We start from the raw sequence: 17,621 nt of genomic DNA on the forward strand, positions 1-17,621 counted from the left end.
GCATTATACACAGCCTACCCCCAGGGACGCAGCTGGCCTGACGCAGTTACGCGCCAGCGCTGCCGACAACAGGCCATCAGTGGATTGTCGTGGCGGCTGTCGCTGTAGCCGCTCTCAAACCTCAGCGGTTTCCCCAACCGATGTTCCAGTTGAACCACTTTTTCACGCCCCAGGCAGCGCAGAGTCAACACCCAGCCGCCGCAGCGCCGGGTTATCTGGCTTCCTATCAGATGAACTTCCGGCATAAAGGGAACATCGCAGTACACCGCTTCCACCAAATGCTGCGGAGAACCGGTGATCACCCATACCTGCGTGTTCTGTTCGGCAAGACAAGACATCAAGCGCTGTCGCACCAATGGAAAAGGGGTTATCCGCCGCCGGAAATGCTCGATAAACTGTTGTTCCAGACGTAAAAGCCGCGCCTCGCTTCTACCGAAGGTTATCCCCCAAAGCAGCAAACTCACCGGCCAGCGCCGCGTATGGCCGCACACCCACATTCCGAGCCCCACTACCGGCAGCAGCGGTGCCAGCAGCAACAGATTCAACGGCAGTCGGCGGAGCAAAAAACGCAAAAACGCCCCGAACAGATCCTGACGATGCAGCGTTCCATCCAAATCAAAAAACACCCTGCGGGATGAAGCCGCTTCCGGCGTTAACATCGTTATTTCGTCTGCCATCGTGTCGCCCATTTATGGTTGCAAGGCATTTCGCAGGTAGCCGTCCTGCCGCGCCAGACGACGCCGGGATTCTTCGACATCGCAACCGGTAAGGATCATGACAATGGCGGGTTTGACTTCATACCCGGTTTGAGCCAGATAGTGCCGTGCGCTTTCCCGATCCGTACCGGTGGCTTCCATCAGGATTCGGCAGGCGCGATCCACCAGCTTCACATTGGTGGCTTTTACATCCACCATCAGATTCTGATAGACCTTCCCCATCCGTACCATCGCCCCGGTAGAGATCATATTCAGGATCAGCTTTTGCGCCGTACCCGACTTCAGACGTGTCGACCCCGTCAGTACCTCCGGCCCTACCACGGGAGAAATAGCGAACTCGGCCTCCTGCGCGATGGGGGAGAGCGGGTTGCAGGAAATGGCCGCGGTGCGGCATCCAAGCCTGCGGGCATAGCGCAGCCCGCCAATGACATAAGGCGTCCGGCCGGAGGCGGCCAGCCCTATCACCATATCCGCCGAGCTCAACGACAATGCCGCCAGATCGGACCCGCCGAGTTGCGGATCGTCCTCCGCCCCCTCTACCGCCTTGAACATGGCTCCCGAACCGCCGGCGATAAGGCCGATGACGCAATCGTGCGGGATACCGAATGTCGGCGGGCACTCGGATGCATCCAGCACCCCCAGCCGACCGCTGGTTCCTGCCCCCATATAAATGAGACGCCCGCCGGATTTCAGGCAGTCGGCCGTCGCATCCACAACCGCAGCGATATCAGGCAGGATCTGGCTGATAGCCTCAGGCACTTTCCGATCTTCCTGGTTGAACAGCGCCATCATCTCCAGCGTCGACAGTTGATCCAACGACATTGACGCCGGATTGCGCGTTTCTGAAATTAACGCTCCCAAGTCCATCATTTTCCTCACTTCTGGTTCCAGGCAACACCAGGCCCTGATAAAAGTATCAACCGGTCTACCACCCGGTCTCTCACGGTACATCAATATTCCGAGCATAAAAAACGGCTTGCAGGCGCACCGGCAAGCCGTTTTATGGAAAAATCCGCCCAGGATCAGAACATCTTGTCTTCGTCTTCACGGATCAACGCATCCAGACCGCCCAGCGTCTCACGCGCCTGCGCCCGATTGACGAGCTTTTGCTGTGCTGCCTCCGGGAAATCGGTGATGCTGACTTGTCCCTTGGTGATCAGAACCTGGATAAGATCTTCCAGCACGCGCACCATTTCCAAATCACTGCTGCGCAGTTTCTCAATACTCGCCAGAATAGCTTGCTGATTATTCATCCAGGCTATTGCCTCAACGGAATCATCGGGAAGTTCACCGTTCATATCAGAAAACGGCGCTTTCTCTACCCTGATCAAATGACCGCTGTTGTCACGCAAAATATAAAACATAAAAAAGCCCTTTTTTATTTACTTGTGAAATCCTTACGTTACTGGAACAAGGATTCACTCCTGATTGCGATGTCATTACACTTCAGTGCGCTCTGGGGAGTGGATCCAACAGATTCAGCCCGTATCAACATGCCGCCCCATCGCGTTTATCCCATCATGCGCGAGACAAAATCAGACGGTGCCATGACCTTCGCTACCCGGTCTCAAAACCGCCGTCGTATTCTGTCAAAAGGTGGCTTCCCCAGATAGATATGAAGGTTTTATTCCGAGTAGTGCTTTACCCGGCACGATCGATACCCTCAGATTGGACAGATAGCCGCTTCCGTCTTAACCCGACACGACATCATCGATCTGTCGCTCAGAATGTCACCTCAACGCAGGTTGAGCAAGATATCGTCAATAATACTCGTCCGAGTTCACGGCTAAACCCGCCCTTGACTGCGCACCGCCAGCCATTTACGCGACAATATCTTCGGCGAGTAGAATGAAGAGTTGCGTCCGATACGTTCTACCATCAATAATACTTGTAACTGTTAACTGTATGAGTCCAATGCATTCAGTCAATGCATTTGAGTTATATCACTTTTTTGATTGGCCTCGACGCTTTTGCCACCGGGCAGTCATGATGGTTAGGGAACACGCCACAGCATGAATGCATTTCATGGACAACCGCCGGATGATACGGAAAATCCCGTGTCTCGCCACTATCAGGATCTTCGCAGTCGTCATGATGACCCGCTGCTCGACAGCCTTTTGGTGCTGTGCCGGTTACAGGGGAAAGCCTCCAGCCGCACGGCGCTGACCGCCGGATTACCCCTGAAAGAACAGCGTTTAACCATCAATTTGCTACCGACAGCCGCAGCCCGTGCCGGTTTGCAGGCCCGGATCCTCAAACGCTCATTATCAGCAATCCCCAGAATGTCGCTGCCTGCCATGCTGATGCTCCGGGAAGGCCGGGCGGCTATCCTGCTGGGGTGGAATGACGATGGGTCGGCCCGTATCATGCCGAGCGAAACGGAGGGCGGCGAAATAACCCTCGACCACAATACCCTACAGCAGAATTACCTGGGTTTGGTGCTGTTCGCCCAGCCGCGTCATCGCTTTGAACAGCATGTTTCTCCGCTACTGTCCCGGGCTTATTTATGTGTCAGCGAAATCCTGAACTTGTCGCGCTTCTTTTATCTGGATGCCGCTATCGCCAGTCTGCTGATAAGCGCCATCGCGCTAAGTCTTCCGTTATTCGTGATGCACATTTACGATCAGGTAATTCCCCGCCAAACCACCGAAACCCTGTGGATGCTGGCTTCCGGCATCATCATTGCTCAGTTGTTTGAGCTGTTGCTGCGTGCTCTACAGCATCTCTGCCTGAACAAAGCAGCCAAAAGAATCGATGTGACCGCGTCTGCGACATTATTCGAACGGTTATTGGGCATGCAGACCGCATCCCGGCAGCAAGCAAGCCCACTCATTCACAACATGCTTGCCCTGCAGGGATTGAGAAACTTTCTCACCCCCCAAAATTTGAGCGCGCTGCTGGATATTCCGTTTACCGTGCTGGCATTGATCGCCATGGGGTTTATCGGCGGGCCGTTGGTTTGGGTTCCGTTGCTGACATGTCTGGGGCTGAGTGCGACATACTGGCTCTTACAATTTCCGTTATCAAACGCCATCAGGAAATCACAACCGCTTCTCAGTGAACAAACCTCGTTACTGATAGAAACCTTGTCCGGGCTGGATACCATCAAAATCAACAATGCAGAGAGTGAACGGCAATACCAATGGGAGCAAAATGTTGGGTTGCTCAGCCGGCTCAGGGCCCGCATCAACTCACTGGCCGCCTTTTCCTCCAGCCTGACTCACTGGGGAACACAATTCGCCGGGCTCATCATCGTGGTACTGGGCGTCTACCGAATCATGGGCGATACGCTCTCGCCCGGCGCATTGATCGCCTGTTATATGTTCAACAGCCGAATACTGGCGCCTCTGAATACGTTGGCCACCCGCCTGAGCCGCACGCTTCATGCCCGTCTGGCGGTGGATGCCGCCCATCAGATACTGCAATCACCGCAGGAACGCCATGAAGCGCAACGACCGCTCACACGAGAAAATATTCGCGGCAGCATTGAATTTCGCGATGTCACCTTTCAGTACCCGGAGCAAAAAAAATGCACGCTGATCGATCTTAACCTTTCGATTCGCCCCGGTGAAAAAGTCGGCATTATCGGCAGAACCGGATCGGGAAAAAGCACATTGGAAAAATTGCTGCTCGGGCTTTATTCCCCTTCGCACGGCAATTTGTTAATTGACGGAATGGACGCTCGCCAGCTGGATGTCGGCGATCTGCGCCATAACATCGGCTATGTACCGCAGGATATCCAGCTATTCAACGGGACGTTGCGCGAGAATCTGCTCTGCGGCGCACGTTATATCGAAGACGAGGCCATGTTGAAAGCGGCCGAAATTGCCGGGATTAACGAATTCGCCCGGTTACACCCTGACGGATACAACCTGCAGGTCGGCGAGCGCGGCTTACAGTTATCCGGGGGGCAGCGGCAAGCCGTCGCCATCGCTCGCGCCTTACTGCTGGAACCGCCGATCCTGGTGATGGATGAGCCCACCAGCGCAATGGACAACAGCAGTGAAGACCGGTTTCGTCAGGCGCTGATGCCTGGCCTTGAGGGTAAGACGCTGATATTGGTCACTCATCGGGTTTCCATGTTGGCGCTGGTCGACAGGCTCATCATTCTTGATAAGGGGCGTGTGATTGCCGATGGCCCCAAAACAATTGTGATGGATGCATTAAAGAACGGTCAGATCAATACATCGCGCTGATATTCGAGCCACGGTTCGAACCCATTCGATTGCGGGCGGGATATTCATCAGGGTCAGGCATCATAACGGTGCGATGTGATGCGACAGCCAAGGTGGGTGCATATCAGATAGAAGAGGAAACGCGGCAGATATGCAGCGGGTCTCTGTCGAACTCACTGGTGGGTGCTATTGAGATCGTGGTAGATCTGGGTCTGGCTCCGCCCCAACGCTTTAGCCTGGTACATGGCGGCATCTGCGTTGATTGCCAGCGTCAGCGAATCCGTTCCATGCTCCGGATATAGCGCAATACCGATACTGCACGATATATCGAGCTTCTTCCCTTCGATAAAGAAGGGCTCATTCAAGGCATGATGGATTTTATCTGCAACATACAGCGTATTTTCAATTTCCTTAATTCCCTGCAACAGGATGATGAATTCATCACCGCTTCGGCGATATACGGTGTCGGTATCTCGCACCGCGCTGCGCATACGTACAGCAGCTTCCTTCAACAGCAAATCACCTGTCGCGTGGCCAAAGGTATCATTGATTTGTTTAAACTTGTCCAGATCGAGGAACATCAGTGCGATCTTCCTGCCGGTCTGCTTGGAGAGTTGGATAGCTTGCTCCATCTGCTCGGCAAACGTTAACCCATTCGCCAGCGATGTGAGAGAATCGTAATGCGCCAGCTGGCGGTAATGCTCTTCGCTGCGACGCAACATATCGATTGCGCGATATCGCTCGATCGCTACGGCGACCAACTGCGCCGATTTTTCAATGGATGCAATCTCATCTTCCGTCGGAGAATAGACTTTTCGATGATAAACGCTAAGGACACCTAATATTTCTTTGTTCTGACCAAAAATAGGCTCCGACCAACATGAACGTAGCCCGGCATACAATGCCAGACCTTTATAAAGAGACCAGTGAGGATGTGTAGATATATCTTCTGCAATAACACGTTTTCCGCTATATGCAGCGGTTCCAAAAGAAGCGGCACCATCAGCAATCTTCACGTTATGCATGGCATTTTTATAAAAGCCCGGCAGGCTGGGCGCAGAACCCAGAGTCAAACATTTCTTTTCCTTATCAACCAGCAATACAGAGCACACGATACGCCCAGGGTTTTTCTCTTCCACGCTGAAAATAATTGCGTCAAGAATATCTTTCAGCGGCGCGCCGCTAGATAGCAGCTCCAGTGCGCGATTATATGAATTATCATGATGTTCCTGAGTCTTACGCTCGGTAATGTCTATTTTTATACCAACATACTGCATAGAATTGCTGGCTTTATTATATATTTTTACGATACTGGCTTTTTCCCAATATAACTGTCCGTTTTTCTTACGATTAATAAACTCTCCATTCCAGACCTCACCTTTATTCAGCGTTGACCATAATTCGTCATAAACACTGGCATTGGTCATTCCGGAACTTAATATATTGGTTTTTCTGCCAAGAATCTCTTCCGCCTCATATCCCGACATCGTCGTGAATTGACGATTCACATAAACGATTTCACAGTTTTCATCAGCAATCATTATCGATGCAGGGCTGTACTCGGCAGCGAAGAAAATCATATTCAGAAAATCTTGCTTTTTTTGATCTGAATTGCTTTTCTCCTGAAGCCGACGATTTCTTGCCGAGGAAACCACTAAGAGCACTATTAATAGAATTATTATAATTTCATACACAATAACACTCCCCTCAGGCCCAAATGGTCCTGAACGTACAAAACGTCGAATCACTGAAAATGAAAATCCCGGCAAAAACATCCCCTCACATGGGTTTTCAGGGTCGGCACATTTCCGGAGAGTAGAAAGGGAGAATAAAAAAACTATCCGGCTCTGATGGATAGTTCACAAACATAAAAACGACAGCATAAAGCCTCCATATCGCCGCGTGCAGCCCCCAAGGGTAAGAATCAGGCACTAATTGAATCAGCTATATTAATAATCGTTATAGATATAAGCTTGACTAATAATTAGATACAACCCTTTACGCATTTTGTAGCGCAATATTGTGACCATCAATTTTTCGTAAGCAAATCACTTATACCAATAGGTAATATTATTTTAATCAAAAAAATCTATCATAAGCTTATTTTTGATCGTTGGTAACAAACATTTATACTTTTTTATTAAAAATCAAATAATTACATAGCGCATTCAACTATAGGTGCTGTCATTGAGAAATGATCTCGTTTTCAACAAAATAGCGCTTTCTCACGTCAAAAACTCAATCATCTACCACATAAAACACTAGTTTTTTACAAAAAACAAGCCATAAAAACATGAACCCCACCATTAGTAAACTAATAATTTATTTTTCGTTATAGAAAAATCCAGGGCCGCTCCTGACGCGGTCAGCGCTCCCTGGTATACAAAAGAGAACGCTGTGGACAAAAACGATACATGGGGTTGCAGAGAAAATCTTGGCAAAAAAATTGGTGATCTAGAGTTCGGTGTGAAGACTGTCTATTTTTTCAAAAGGTTGAGGTCTGGAAAGGAAATACCCTTGCGCAGCAGAGGCTTTAGACTGTTTAACTATCTCCCATTCTTCTTCGGTTTCAACACCTTCAATCACTACGTCGTTGCAATAACTGGCCAGTAACGTGATCAGATAAGGAAATAGCTGACGTCCTTGCTCCGTTTTCAACAACATAATGAATAACTCTCTGGCTATTTTGATACAGTCATACTTGGTCAGAGAAAGAGAAGAAAAATTAGCAACGCCACATCCAAAATCATCCAGCCACAATCGATTGGCCTCTGGCAACCCCGCCAGCTTGTCTTTGGGGAGCACATCCAGGTTCTCTACCAATTCAAAACGCAACCATGGCATAGAAGAGAGCAATTTCTTTGCTGCGCGGTTGTCCTGCAGCGCCAGAAGCGTCAAACCATCGATATTGACGGACGCACGCAGGCCATCGTTCTGGAAACGGAGAGACCACTGATTCAGAAACCGAAGTTGATCAATAACAATATCCAACCGTTCGACAACATTAAGGTGGGAAAAGTATTTCTCGGGCGAGAGCAGAGTCTGGGGAGAAGAGGGATGAAATACGGCGGTCAACAATTCGATTCCCATCAGCCGACCTGATGTTCGATAAATCGGTTGAAACGTATAGCGTCTATGGCAACTGCGCCACGAATCAACATCAACGCATCCTTCTTCTCCTGATGAAGAGATGGCAGGGCCGGACTGATTAAAGTGACTATTTTGCTGCACCAGATATTCCGCCATGAAAGATACGCTTACCAACAAAAAATATACCACATGCACATATAAGTTTATCGAGTGAACCCTGACAAACTTTATCCTGGCTGGATGTAAGATGAATTACATTACAAAGTAAACATGACGGATACATTGCATGGGAAAAATTGTTTTTATATCAAAAGACTATGAAAGAAAACACACTGCAACTACATAATCAAGTTAAGTCTACCCGCCATATACGCTATCAATCAGCAGAATAGACTCTGTTTTTGTGTTTTACTCGGCTTCATCGCCTTGATGAAGGTGCCGAGTGTGTAAAACACATTGCCAGAGTATAATCGGCGCCGTTTTATAGAAGGGAAATAATATGGCTCTGCTGATTACCGCAAAATGCATCAACTGCGATATGTGTGAACCGGAATGCCCTAATCAGGCAATCTCCATGGGGATAGAGATTTATGAAATAGATCCGTTACGCTGTACCGAATGTGTCGGACATTATGACATCCCTACCTGCCAAAGGGTTTGCCCGATCGATAATACGATCCTGAAAGATCCCAACCGCCAGGAAAGTACCGAGCAACTTTGGGAGAAATTCGTTCAATTGCACCATGCGGATAAACTCTGACTCGTCATTCAACTTTCAATGATGACCGTGGCACAAGCATAGTGCCGCTCATCCGCCAGAGAAACATGAATGTGTCTTACACCCATTTCCGCAGCCAGTTCTGCCGCGCGATCGAGCAATTTCAGTTCAGGTTTTCCCATTCCATTGTTGGACACCTCAAAATGGGCAAAAGCCAGGCCGTTTCGAATTCCGGTACCAAACGCTTTAGCCGCAGCTTCCTTTACTGCGAAACGCTTGGCAAGAAAACGAATCGGCTGATGATGCATCTGATATTGCCGCCACTCATGCTCACTCAGAACCCGTCTGGCCAAACGGTCGCCGGAACGCCCGGCCACCGCTTCAATTCTGGCGATCTCTACAATATCCGTACCGAGCCCCAGAATTGCCATTAACGACGGGCTTCCCGCATCAGGGACTTCATGTCTGCGACTGCGTCGGCGAGACCACTCATCACTGCTCTACCAATAATGGCGTGACCGATGTTCAACTCATGCATCTCAGGCAGTGCTGCAATGGGTTGTACATTGTGATAGGTCAATCCGTGCCCGGCATTAACGTTAATCCCCAGGCCAGCGGCATAAGAGGCCGCCTCACGAATGCGGGCAAATTCCAGCTGGCGGGTGTGTTCATCAACCGCATCGGCATAGGCGCCAGTGTGGATTTCAATATAGGGTGCGCCACAGGCGGCGGCAGCGTCTATCTGCGCATGATTCGCATCAATAAACAGGGAAACCTGAATCCCGGCATCGCGCAATCTGGCTACTGAGATCTTCATTCTTTCCAACTGTCCGGCAACGTCCAGGCCGCCTTCCGTTGTGACTTCCTGGCGTTTTTCCGGGACCAGGCAACAAAAATGCGGTTTCAGTTCGCAGGCAATAGCCAGCATTTCATCAGTCACTGCCATTTCCAGGTTCATCCGGGTCTGGATAGTTTGACGCAACAACCTGACATCCCTATCGGTGATATGACGCCGATCTTCCCGCAAATGCACAGTGATCCCGTCTGCTCCCGCCTGCTCGGCGATAAATGCCGCCTGCACCGGATCTGGATACGCAGTACCACGCGCATTACGCAAGGTGGCGACGTGATCGATATTTACGCCCAACAACAACTCAGACATGATTTATCCTTCATCAGCAAAACGATTGCGGCAGTGTACACCCATGATAACCGCGACGGCATATTCACATTAACTTATGCCTCTCCTTTCGAAGGCAGCATGTATCGTTTAGGCAGAAATTGCCGAAACAGTTCTCTGCTTTTCAGCGGGCGAGGCCCCAAATAAGGCTTCAGAGCGATGCGAGTGAAACGTTTAGCCGCACGCAACGTCTCCATATCCGGGAATTCGCGGGCAGCAAGCGCCTGTAACTCCCGACCGGTAAAACTACGATTATCCACCACCAGACTGGCGATGAACCCTTTTTCTTCCCGGTAACGGTAAGTCATCGTGTCGGAAACCGGCTGGCCGCTGCCCGCGCAGTGGAGAAAATCAACGCCGTACCCAAGATGCGCCAATAATGCCAGTTCGAATCGCCGCAAGGCAGGCTCCGGAGACCCTTGTGCTGCGGCAAGTTGTTGCAAGCAATAAAGATAATCAAAGAATAAAGCGGAATAGTCGGTTTCGAATTCCAGGACTCGCATCAGCAGTTCATTGACATATAAACCGCTATAGAGCAAAGCACCATGAAGTGGTAATGCCAGCGAAACGGGCTCGGCATTGCGCAGCGTTTTGACTTCGCCGCGCCCTCCCCAACGAACCAGCAGCGGCGTAAACGGTTGGAGAGCACCTTTAAGGTTTGAACGACGAGCTCGGGCTCCTTTGGCCAACACTCTGACCCGCCCTTCATTTTCAGTGAACAAGTCCAGCAGCAGGCTGGTTTCACTATAAGGTCGCCCATGAAGCACAAATGCGCGCTGCCAGCCCTCCATAGGCATCGACCCTTATAGATCGTCGATATATCCCAGGCTACGCAGCGCACGTTCATCGTCCGCCCAGCCTGATTTAACTTTCACCCACAGTTCGAGATGAACCCGGGCTTCGAACATCCGTTCCATATCCTGACGCGCTTCAATGCCAATCGTCTTGATCTTGGCGCCTTTATTGCCAATCACCATTTTCTTTTGGCCTTCGCGCTCGACCAGAATTAACCCGTTGATGTCATACCCACCACGCTCATTGGCGACGAAGCGTTCAATCTCCACTGTTACCGAATACGGCAACTCTTCGCCCAAAAAACGCATCAGTTTTTCACGGATAATCTCGGACGCCATAAACCGCTGGGAACGATCGGTAATATAGTCTTCCGGAAAATGATGCAGGCTCTGCGGCAAATGTTTACGCACAATGCTGGCAACCGCATCAACGTTAGTGCCTTTTTCCGCTGAAATAGGCACCACATCCAGGAATTTCATCTTTTCGCTCAGCATCTGGATATGGGGCAACAACAAAGACTTATCCGTAATGTTGTCGACCTTATTGATCGCAAGCACGACCGGTGTTTTCTGTTCCCGCAACTTATTGACCACCATCTCGTCATCGTCGGTCCAGTGGGTACCTTCCACAACGAAAACAATGAGTTCCACATCACCAATCGAACTGCTGGCGGCACGGTTCATCAACCGGTTGATGGCTCGTTTTTCTTCAATGTGTAGACCTGGCGTATCCACATAGATGGCCTGATACGGCCCTTCCGTATGGATCCCCATAATGCGGTGACGTGTCGTCTGCGGTTTGCGGGAGGTAATAGATATCTTCTGACCCAGCAACTGGTTCAGTAAGGTGGATTTGCCGACATTCGGACGGCCAACTATTGCGACAAAGCCGCAGTAGGTTTGCTCTTCGCTCATTCAAGTTCCAGCTTTTTCAACGCTTGTTCGGCCGCAGCCTGTTCAGCTTTGCGACGGCTTGACCCGGTTCCCACTACCGGCTCGCTGAAACCGCTAACCTGGCAGTGAATAGTGAATTCCTGATCGTGTGCTTCACCCCGCACCTGCACCACCAGATATGTCGGCAGCGGAAGATGTCGTCCTTGCAAAAACTCTTGCAATCGGGTTTTCGGATCTTTCTGTTTATCTCCAGGACTGATGGCATCCAGACGGCTCTGATACCATTTGAGAATCAGACGTTCGACCGCCTGAATATCACTATCCAGGAACACACCGCCAATCAACGCTTCCACGGTATCCGCCAGAATGGATTCGCGACGAAAACCGCCGCTTTTCAACTCTCCCGGCCCAAGCCGCAGACACTCGCCCAATTCAAATTCCCGGGCAATTTCCGCCAGCGTATTGCCACGAACCAATGTAGCGCGCATCCGGCTCATATCGCCTTCATCAACGCGAGGAAAACGATGATATAACGCATTAGCGATCACAAAACTCAGAATGGAATCTCCGAGAAATTCCAGCCTTTCATTATGTTTACTGCTGGCGCTACGATGGGTCAGAGCCTGCAATAAAAGATCGTATTGTTGGAAAGTATAACCTAGTTTTTTTTGTAAGCGATTTATGAGGATGGGATTCATGTGTTACCAGAAAACCTATAATGCTTTATTAAACAACAGCATACGGAACAGACCTGTCTTTTCATACTACTAGTCAACACTGTTTCGTTTGCAGTGGCTCCCACCCGGGAGCCTGCGTTTATTTATTTGAAATATTCTACAACGGAAGACTCAAATATGCTGCGTGTTTATTTACATTGATTTAATGAATACCGCCAATCCGACTCAGACGAATGCCGGTAGGCCATTCACCTTCCTGTTTCTCAAAACTCATCCAGATTGCCGTTGCTTTGCCGACCAGATTCTTCTCCGGCACAAATCCCCAGTAGCGGCTGTCCGCACTATTATCTCGATTGTCACCCATCATGAAATAATGACCGGCGGGGACAACCCAGGATGCCAACGGCTGTCGCGACTGTTGATAGTACATCCCCAACTGATCCTGCGCGCCGGGAACCATCAGAATATTATGCGTAACTTCACCCAGCGTCTCTTTACGAGCCGCCATGCGAATACCCTCGCTGGGCTGACCAACCGGGATCTGATAGAAACCACTACTCATCTCGCGGCCAGTGCCGCTAAAAGTCTGTACAAAATCACTGGCTTCAACATTGCTATAAGTCACCGGCAACGCCTTGTCGCAACGCTGTGGATCACTGCACCCTGGCTGGATGGTGACTTGCTTGGCGAGCGGATCATAGCTGACGCGATCACCCGGCAATCCCACCACCCGCTTGATATAGTCCAGCCTCGGGTTGACAGGGTACTTGAACACAGCAATGTCGCCACGTTGCGGATGCCCGGTTTCCAGCAGCGTCGTCTGGGTTATCGGGTCCTTAATGCCGTAGGCGAATTTCTCCACCAGAATAAAATCCCCAATCAGCAAGGTCGGCATCATTGAACCAGACGGAATCTGGAACGGTTCGAAGATAAATGAACGCACGATAAACACTAACGCTAATACCGGGAATACTGATGCACAGGTTTCAATCCAACCGGGCTGCTTCAGGCTGACCACCGGTGATGTTTCACCAACAGCGCTACCCGCTTGCTGACTGAGCGCCGCGGCTTTGGTGCGGCGAGCCGGGGCCCATTTGAAACGCTCCAGGCACCAAACAATGCCAGTCACCAGCGTCGCCAACGCCAGAATCAAGGCAAACATATTGGCCATGCCAACTCCTCAGGTGTTATTTACTTTCCTTGCCCACATGCAGAATGGCCAAAAACGCTTCCTGCGGCAGTTCGACGTTACCTACCTGCTTCATGCGTTTTTTACCCTCTTTCTGTTTTTGCAACAGTTTCTTCTTACGGCTGACATCACCGCCATAGCACTTGGCCAGAACGTTTTTACGCAGCTGTTTCACGGTGGATCGCGCGATAATGTGGTTGCCGATAGCCGCCTGAATAGCGATATCGAACTGTTGACGCGGGATTAAATCCTTCATTTTTCCACCAACTCGCGGCCGCGGTACTGTGAATTCTCGCGATGGGTAATCAATGCCAGCGCATCGACCCGCTCGTTATTAATCAACACATCCACTCGCACCATGTCGGACGTCTGGAAACGTTTGAAGCCATAATCCAGAGATGCATAACCGCGTGATGTCGATTTGAGGCGATCAAAGAAATCCAACACCACTTCAGCCATTGGAATGTCATAAGTCAGCGCAACCTGGTTGCCGTGATAAACCATATTGGTCTGCACACCACGCTTTTCTACGCACAGAGTAATCACATTGCCCAGATACTCCTGCGGCATTAGCATATGGCATTCTGCGATCGGCTCCCGCAGTTCATGGATATTGTTGACCGGTGGTAGCTTGGAAGGGCTGTCTACGTAGATGGTTTCATGGCTGGTGGTTTCCACTTCATACACTACGGTCGGCGCAGTGGTAATCAGATCCAGATCGTATTCACGTTCCAGACGTTCCTGGATGATTTCCATGTGCAACAATCCAAGGAAACCACAACGGAAACCAAAGCCCAGCGCAGTAGAACTTTCCGGCTCGTAAAACAATGACGCATCGTTCAGGCTCAGTTTACCCAGTGCATCGCGGAACGCTTCATAGTCATCGGAACTGACCGGAAACAAACCGGCATAAACCTGGGGTTTTACTTTTTTGAACCCCGGCAGCGGCGTCTCCGCTGGGTTACGAGCCAGCGTTAAGGTATCCCCTACTGGCGCGCCCAGAATGTCTTTGATGGCACACACCAACCAACCAACTTCGCCACACTGCAGCACATCACGGTCAACCTGTTTCGGCGTGAAAATACCCAGACGTTCAGCATTATAAACCTGGCCAGTGCTCATCACCTTGACCTTATCGCCTTTACGCAAGCTACCGTTCTTGATACGAATCAGGGATACGACACCCAGATAGTTGTCAAACCAGGAGTCAATGATCAGCGCCTGCAGCGGCGCGTCAGGATTACCCACCGGCGGCGGAATATCACGCACCAGGCGCTCAAGTACCTCTGGAACGCCCACGCCGGTTTTTGCTGAGCAACGCACGGCATCCGTGGCATCAATCCCGACGATGTCTTCGATTTCCTGACTGACGCGATCAGGATCGGCGGCCGGCAGGTCAATCTTGTTCAGAACCGGAACGACTTCCAGATCCATCTCGATAGCGGTATAGCAATTCGCCAACGTCTGCGCTTCAACCCCCTGACCGGCATCTACCACCAGCAGTGCGCCTTCACATGCAGCCAGAGAACGGGAAACTTCATAAGAAAAATCGACATGACCTGGCGTATCGATGAAATTCAGCTGATAAATCTGTCCGTCAGACGCCTTGTAATCCAGAGTGACGCTTTGCGCCTTGATGGTAATGCCGCGTTCACGCTCCAGATCCATGGAATCCAGCACCTGCGCTTCCATTTCCCGTTCGGACAAACCACCACAGATCTGGATGATGCGATCAGAGAGCGTCGACTTACCGTGGTCGATGTGAGCAATAATGGAAAAATTTCGTATATGCTTCATTATAAAAGTTTTTCTACCTTGGTATTTCTGAAATTATTGCCGATCGGCATGCGCGTCATTGACAACCATAGCTGCTGTCATATACCCGAATCGCAGCATTCTACATGCCATGCGAGGGAAAACCTAGTCATGGCCGACACCAATACCTGTGATTATGAACGCTCCCGCAGCGATACCCGAGAAATAAACTGAAAACAGCAGTAAAAAGTGATTTAAATAGGAAAAAATATGGAGTTAATCGCGAAAGGGATATCTGCTGGACAGCCATAATGGCCAGGTTAAGGCGTGACGCTTGCACGTAATACCGACTCAGGCAGGGCAACCTGCAGAATAACCGGTTGATAGCGTCGATCATTCCCCATTCTGGACGACATTCTGTGGATCGCCATAAAGCTTACAGCTGCCCCGAAGAACGCGCCAAACACCGATGCCGGTTCACTGTTCAACCAAAACTGCATTCCGCCTGCGCCGGCCAGCAGCCCCAGCAAAGGCACCAGATAAACCAGCATCGCCGAGCGCAGTAAGCTGGTTTCAGCAAGACCAATTTCTACTCGCTGCCCAGGCAGTAACGGCTGTGAATAGGGAACCCACAGTTGGTGCATGACACTATCGCCGTCATTCCCGCTGAGCAACCCGGTGCCGCAGGATGTGCGCGTCTGACAACTACTGCATCCCGAACGAGGTTCACAACGCAACAGGGCGCTGCCAGCTTGCCATGAAATAACCGTAGCCCACTCTTTTATCATTGTGATGCCTTGAATATCACGTTATCGGCGATCCGTCTCGCCGTCGCCAGCGGCAACTCGCCAATCACAGTAATCTCGTGCTCATTGCGAACCTCGGTATGAATGGCTTTACGCCCCAGCAACGCATTTTGATCAGGGTGTTTCTCGCCAACCGGGCTGATATTGACAGAAAAGCTAAACAGACCGTCGCTATATAGTCGCGACTCCACCACGCCGTTGACGCCGGGCAATGTTCTTTGGCTGCGGGATATCTCTTCAACCCCCGCCGGTAGCCACTCGCTAATCCAGCTGAAATTCGCCGTAGTCCCGGCCGGGATATTCACCGGCGGCGGTAAACTCAGACTATCCAGCGGTTTTACCGCCGACTGAACCTCATGGTCATCAAACGAAAGAGAAACAATACGGAACTGTTCCAACAGTTCGCCGTTTTGATCGAGCAAATCGACCCGCAATGGTAAATGAGACTCGGAATCCAGGCAGACAACATAGCTGAAACGGGTACCATCACGGGATACAACCCGAATCACATCACCTTGCCGATCGGCCAGGCGAATACGCCCGGTTGGGATGAAATCGTAATATGTCGATAACCGATCGAAATTAGCAAAAATCAGCGAAGGCAACGCATCGACAATGTGATCGCCAGACAAAGTAAAAGGCTCGGAATCTGATTCGAAATAACTGATTTCATGACCTTTTTGAACAACAGCTCGCCGAGGGCCGTCCAAATGAACCAGCTCCGCCAAGGTGTCCTTCCCGTCGATAATATGGCGATAACGCAACGATTCGATTCCCTGTCGGGAAACGTTGATGAAGTGGATTTCATAATTCAAAGATCGACTGGCGCTGCCCATCTGCTGCAACAACGCCCCGGTATCGCTTTGCGCCGGGGCGAAGGAGGAATAAGACAGGCTTCCCAGCAATACACTTGCGGCAAACCAAAAACGCTTCATTACTGCGGCTGGATTCCTAATGATTGAGTCCCAGGGACCTGTACGGCAGCCTGCTGTTGTTCACCCTGCGGCTGCAATTGCTCTGAATGCACTCTGCGTTGCAGCTCATAATCCTGCAGCAGCGCATTAATCCGTTCATGCTGCGCCTGCATCTGACGCTGACCGGAGTGTGCAACGCCATTTTCCGATGGAACGCTCAAACTGACCGGCGATGCCGACCCCATAACCGGCAATGTACTGATTACCGGCGCATCCGCCGTATTATCCGTTGCAGCGTTATTTTGCTGGTAGTGCTGAACCCCGACAATCACTGCCAGCGAAACACAGGCCGCGACACCAATCTGCGTCAAATGGCTGACCAACGGCCGCACACGACGCCAGAACGGCATTTTTTGCCATGTATCCGGATGAGGTTGAGCATCTTGAACCCGCTGAGGAGCAATCCGCACCGGCTCCTGTTCCAGTGCTGCAGCCACTCTGGATGCGACATCTACATTCAACAGGCTTTCACAGACTTCTCCACGCAACGTGTCGCGAACCAGATGATAACTCTGCCAGCATTGTTGTAACTCTTGGTCTTGCGACAAGGATTTCAACAATTCATTATCTATCGCCTCACCGTCCATCAGAGCGGAAAGTTTCTCTTTCTGCATACCTCACCCTACCTTGTCAAATTCGTCATGAGTAACATT

At 50.7% G+C, this 17,621-nt stretch carries 16 protein-coding genes and 1 pseudogene; 2 read left to right on the top strand and 15 right to left on the bottom strand.

What is annotated here, in order from left to right:
* Positions 1-14: 14 nt before the first annotated feature.
* From yfhb to DPA2511_RS14250, 3 genes are all read right to left on the bottom strand, one after another.
* The gene (yfhb, locus tag DPA2511_RS14240) at positions 15-677 is read right to left on the bottom strand and encodes a phosphatidylglycerophosphatase C (protein ID WP_023638405.1); all 663 of its coding nucleotides are present in this window, start codon (positions 675-677) and stop codon (positions 15-17) included.
* Positions 678-689: 12 nt separating this feature from the next.
* A complete protein-coding gene (gene murQ, locus DPA2511_RS14245; RefSeq protein ID WP_015854457.1) occupies positions 690-1,583 on the bottom strand; it encodes an N-acetylmuramic acid 6-phosphate etherase in 894 nt (297 codons plus the stop codon).
* Between the two features lie 155 nt (positions 1,584-1,738).
* Positions 1,739-2,080: a hypothetical protein gene (locus tag DPA2511_RS14250; RefSeq protein ID WP_015854458.1), complete on the bottom strand. Its 342-nt coding sequence runs from the start codon at positions 2,078-2,080 to the stop codon at positions 1,739-1,741.
* A gap of 648 nt (positions 2,081-2,728) precedes the next feature.
* Between DPA2511_RS14250 and DPA2511_RS14255 the strand changes: the two genes are divergently transcribed.
* The gene (locus DPA2511_RS14255) at positions 2,729-4,912 is read left to right on the top strand and encodes a type I secretion system permease/ATPase (RefSeq protein ID WP_015854459.1); all 2,184 of its coding nucleotides are present in this window, start codon (positions 2,729-2,731) and stop codon (positions 4,910-4,912) included.
* A 152-nt stretch (positions 4,913-5,064) separates the two neighbouring features.
* On the opposite strand, the gene DPA2511_RS14260 is transcribed toward DPA2511_RS14255, so the two are convergent.
* Both DPA2511_RS14260 and pdeH read right to left on the bottom strand, forming a co-directional pair.
* Positions 5,065-6,585, bottom strand: a complete 1,521-nt coding sequence (locus tag DPA2511_RS14260) for a sensor domain-containing protein (RefSeq protein WP_015854460.1) — start codon at positions 6,583-6,585, stop codon at positions 5,065-5,067.
* Between the two features lie 760 nt (positions 6,586-7,345).
* Positions 7,346-8,137 carry a cyclic-guanylate-specific phosphodiesterase gene (pdeH, locus tag DPA2511_RS21860; RefSeq protein ID WP_015854461.1) on the bottom strand — a complete coding sequence of 264 codons (792 nt, stop codon included), beginning with the start codon at positions 8,135-8,137 and terminating at the stop codon, positions 7,346-7,348.
* A 343-nt stretch (positions 8,138-8,480) separates the two neighbouring features.
* On the opposite strand from pdeH, the gene DPA2511_RS14270 reads away from it, so the two are divergent.
* Entirely contained in the window at positions 8,481-8,741 is a 261-nt protein-coding gene (locus DPA2511_RS14270; RefSeq protein ID WP_015854462.1) for a YfhL family 4Fe-4S dicluster ferredoxin, read from the top strand.
* A gap of 8 nt (positions 8,742-8,749) precedes the next feature.
* Here DPA2511_RS14270 and acpS read toward each other — a convergent pair whose 3' ends face one another.
* The 10 genes and pseudogenes from acpS to rseA form a co-directional block, all read right to left on the bottom strand.
* A complete protein-coding gene (acpS, locus tag DPA2511_RS14275) occupies positions 8,750-9,130 on the bottom strand; it encodes a holo-ACP synthase (RefSeq protein WP_015854463.1) in 381 nt (126 codons plus the stop codon).
* Positions 9,130-9,861, bottom strand: a complete 732-nt coding sequence (gene pdxJ / locus DPA2511_RS14280) for a pyridoxine 5'-phosphate synthase (RefSeq protein ID WP_015854464.1) — start codon at positions 9,859-9,861, stop codon at positions 9,130-9,132. Before pdxJ ends, acpS begins: the two co-directional genes overlap by 1 nt.
* A gap of 74 nt (positions 9,862-9,935) precedes the next feature.
* Complete coding sequence (recO, locus tag DPA2511_RS14285; protein WP_015854465.1) at positions 9,936-10,670, bottom strand: DNA repair protein RecO; 735 nt, start codon at positions 10,668-10,670, stop codon at positions 9,936-9,938.
* A 12-nt stretch (positions 10,671-10,682) separates the two neighbouring features.
* Positions 10,683-11,588: a GTPase Era gene (gene era, locus DPA2511_RS14290; RefSeq protein WP_015854466.1), complete on the bottom strand. Its 906-nt coding sequence runs from the start codon at positions 11,586-11,588 to the stop codon at positions 10,683-10,685.
* Entirely contained in the window at positions 11,585-12,265 is a 681-nt protein-coding gene (gene rnc / locus DPA2511_RS14295; RefSeq protein ID WP_015854467.1) for a ribonuclease III, read from the bottom strand. Before rnc ends, era begins: the two co-directional genes overlap by 4 nt.
* A 181-nt stretch (positions 12,266-12,446) precedes the next feature.
* A complete protein-coding gene (gene lepB / locus DPA2511_RS14300; RefSeq protein ID WP_015854468.1) occupies positions 12,447-13,415 on the bottom strand; it encodes a signal peptidase I in 969 nt (322 codons plus the stop codon).
* 16 nt (positions 13,416-13,431) lie between these two features.
* Positions 13,432-15,230 (bottom strand): annotated as a pseudogene (lepA, locus tag DPA2511_RS21865) (translation elongation factor 4).
* Between the two features lie 278 nt (positions 15,231-15,508).
* Positions 15,509-15,976 carry a SoxR-reducing system protein RseC gene (rseC, locus tag DPA2511_RS14310; protein WP_015854470.1) on the bottom strand — a complete coding sequence of 156 codons (468 nt, stop codon included), beginning with the start codon at positions 15,974-15,976 and terminating at the stop codon, positions 15,509-15,511.
* On the bottom strand, positions 15,973-16,929 hold the full coding sequence (gene rseB, locus DPA2511_RS14315) for a sigma-E factor regulatory protein RseB (RefSeq protein ID WP_015854471.1): 957 nt from the start codon (positions 16,927-16,929) through the stop codon (positions 15,973-15,975). The genes rseC and rseB overlap by 4 nt, the downstream gene beginning before the upstream one ends.
* The gene (gene rseA / locus DPA2511_RS14320) at positions 16,929-17,582 is read right to left on the bottom strand and encodes an anti-sigma-E factor RseA (RefSeq protein ID WP_015854472.1); all 654 of its coding nucleotides are present in this window, start codon (positions 17,580-17,582) and stop codon (positions 16,929-16,931) included. Before rseA ends, rseB begins: the two co-directional genes overlap by 1 nt.
* Between the last annotated feature and the right edge of the window lie 39 nt (positions 17,583-17,621).

The organism is Musicola paradisiaca NCPPB 2511, assembly GCF_000400505.1.
In the GTDB taxonomy this organism is placed as follows: Bacteria; Pseudomonadota; Gammaproteobacteria; order Enterobacterales; family Enterobacteriaceae; genus Musicola; species Musicola paradisiaca.

Excerpts from the sequence above, each read along its gene's own strand:
- DPA2511_RS14255 (WP_015854459.1), top strand. The coding sequence starts at position 2,729 with ATGAATGCATTTCATGGACAACCGCCGGATGATACGGAAAATCCCGTG.
- rseC (WP_015854470.1), bottom strand. The coding sequence starts at position 15,976 with ATGATAAAAGAGTGGGCTACGGTTATTTCATGGCAAGCTGGCAGCGCC.
- pdeH (WP_015854461.1), bottom strand. The coding sequence starts at position 8,137 with ATGGCGGAATATCTGGTGCAGCAAAATAGTCACTTTAATCAGTCCGGC.
- DPA2511_RS14250 (WP_015854458.1), bottom strand. The coding sequence starts at position 2,080 with ATGTTTTATATTTTGCGTGACAACAGCGGTCATTTGATCAGGGTAGAG.
- acpS (WP_015854463.1), bottom strand. The coding sequence starts at position 9,130 with ATGGCAATTCTGGGGCTCGGTACGGATATTGTAGAGATCGCCAGAATT.
- rseB (WP_015854471.1), bottom strand. The coding sequence starts at position 16,929 with ATGAAGCGTTTTTGGTTTGCCGCAAGTGTATTGCTGGGAAGCCTGTCT.
- yfhb (WP_023638405.1), bottom strand. The coding sequence starts at position 677 with ATGGCAGACGAAATAACGATGTTAACGCCGGAAGCGGCTTCATCCCGC.
- rnc (WP_015854467.1), bottom strand. The coding sequence starts at position 12,265 with ATGAATCCCATCCTCATAAATCGCTTACAAAAAAAACTAGGTTATACT.
- recO (WP_015854465.1), bottom strand. The coding sequence starts at position 10,670 with ATGGAGGGCTGGCAGCGCGCATTTGTGCTTCATGGGCGACCTTATAGT.
- pdxJ (WP_015854464.1), bottom strand. The coding sequence starts at position 9,861 with ATGTCTGAGTTGTTGTTGGGCGTAAATATCGATCACGTCGCCACCTTG.
- DPA2511_RS14270 (WP_015854462.1), top strand. The coding sequence starts at position 8,481 with ATGGCTCTGCTGATTACCGCAAAATGCATCAACTGCGATATGTGTGAA.
- era (WP_015854466.1), bottom strand. The coding sequence starts at position 11,588 with ATGAGCGAAGAGCAAACCTACTGCGGCTTTGTCGCAATAGTTGGCCGT.
- murQ (WP_015854457.1), bottom strand. The coding sequence starts at position 1,583 with ATGGACTTGGGAGCGTTAATTTCAGAAACGCGCAATCCGGCGTCAATG.
- rseA (WP_015854472.1), bottom strand. The coding sequence starts at position 17,582 with ATGCAGAAAGAGAAACTTTCCGCTCTGATGGACGGTGAGGCGATAGAT.
- lepB (WP_015854468.1), bottom strand. The coding sequence starts at position 13,415 with ATGGCCAATATGTTTGCCTTGATTCTGGCGTTGGCGACGCTGGTGACT.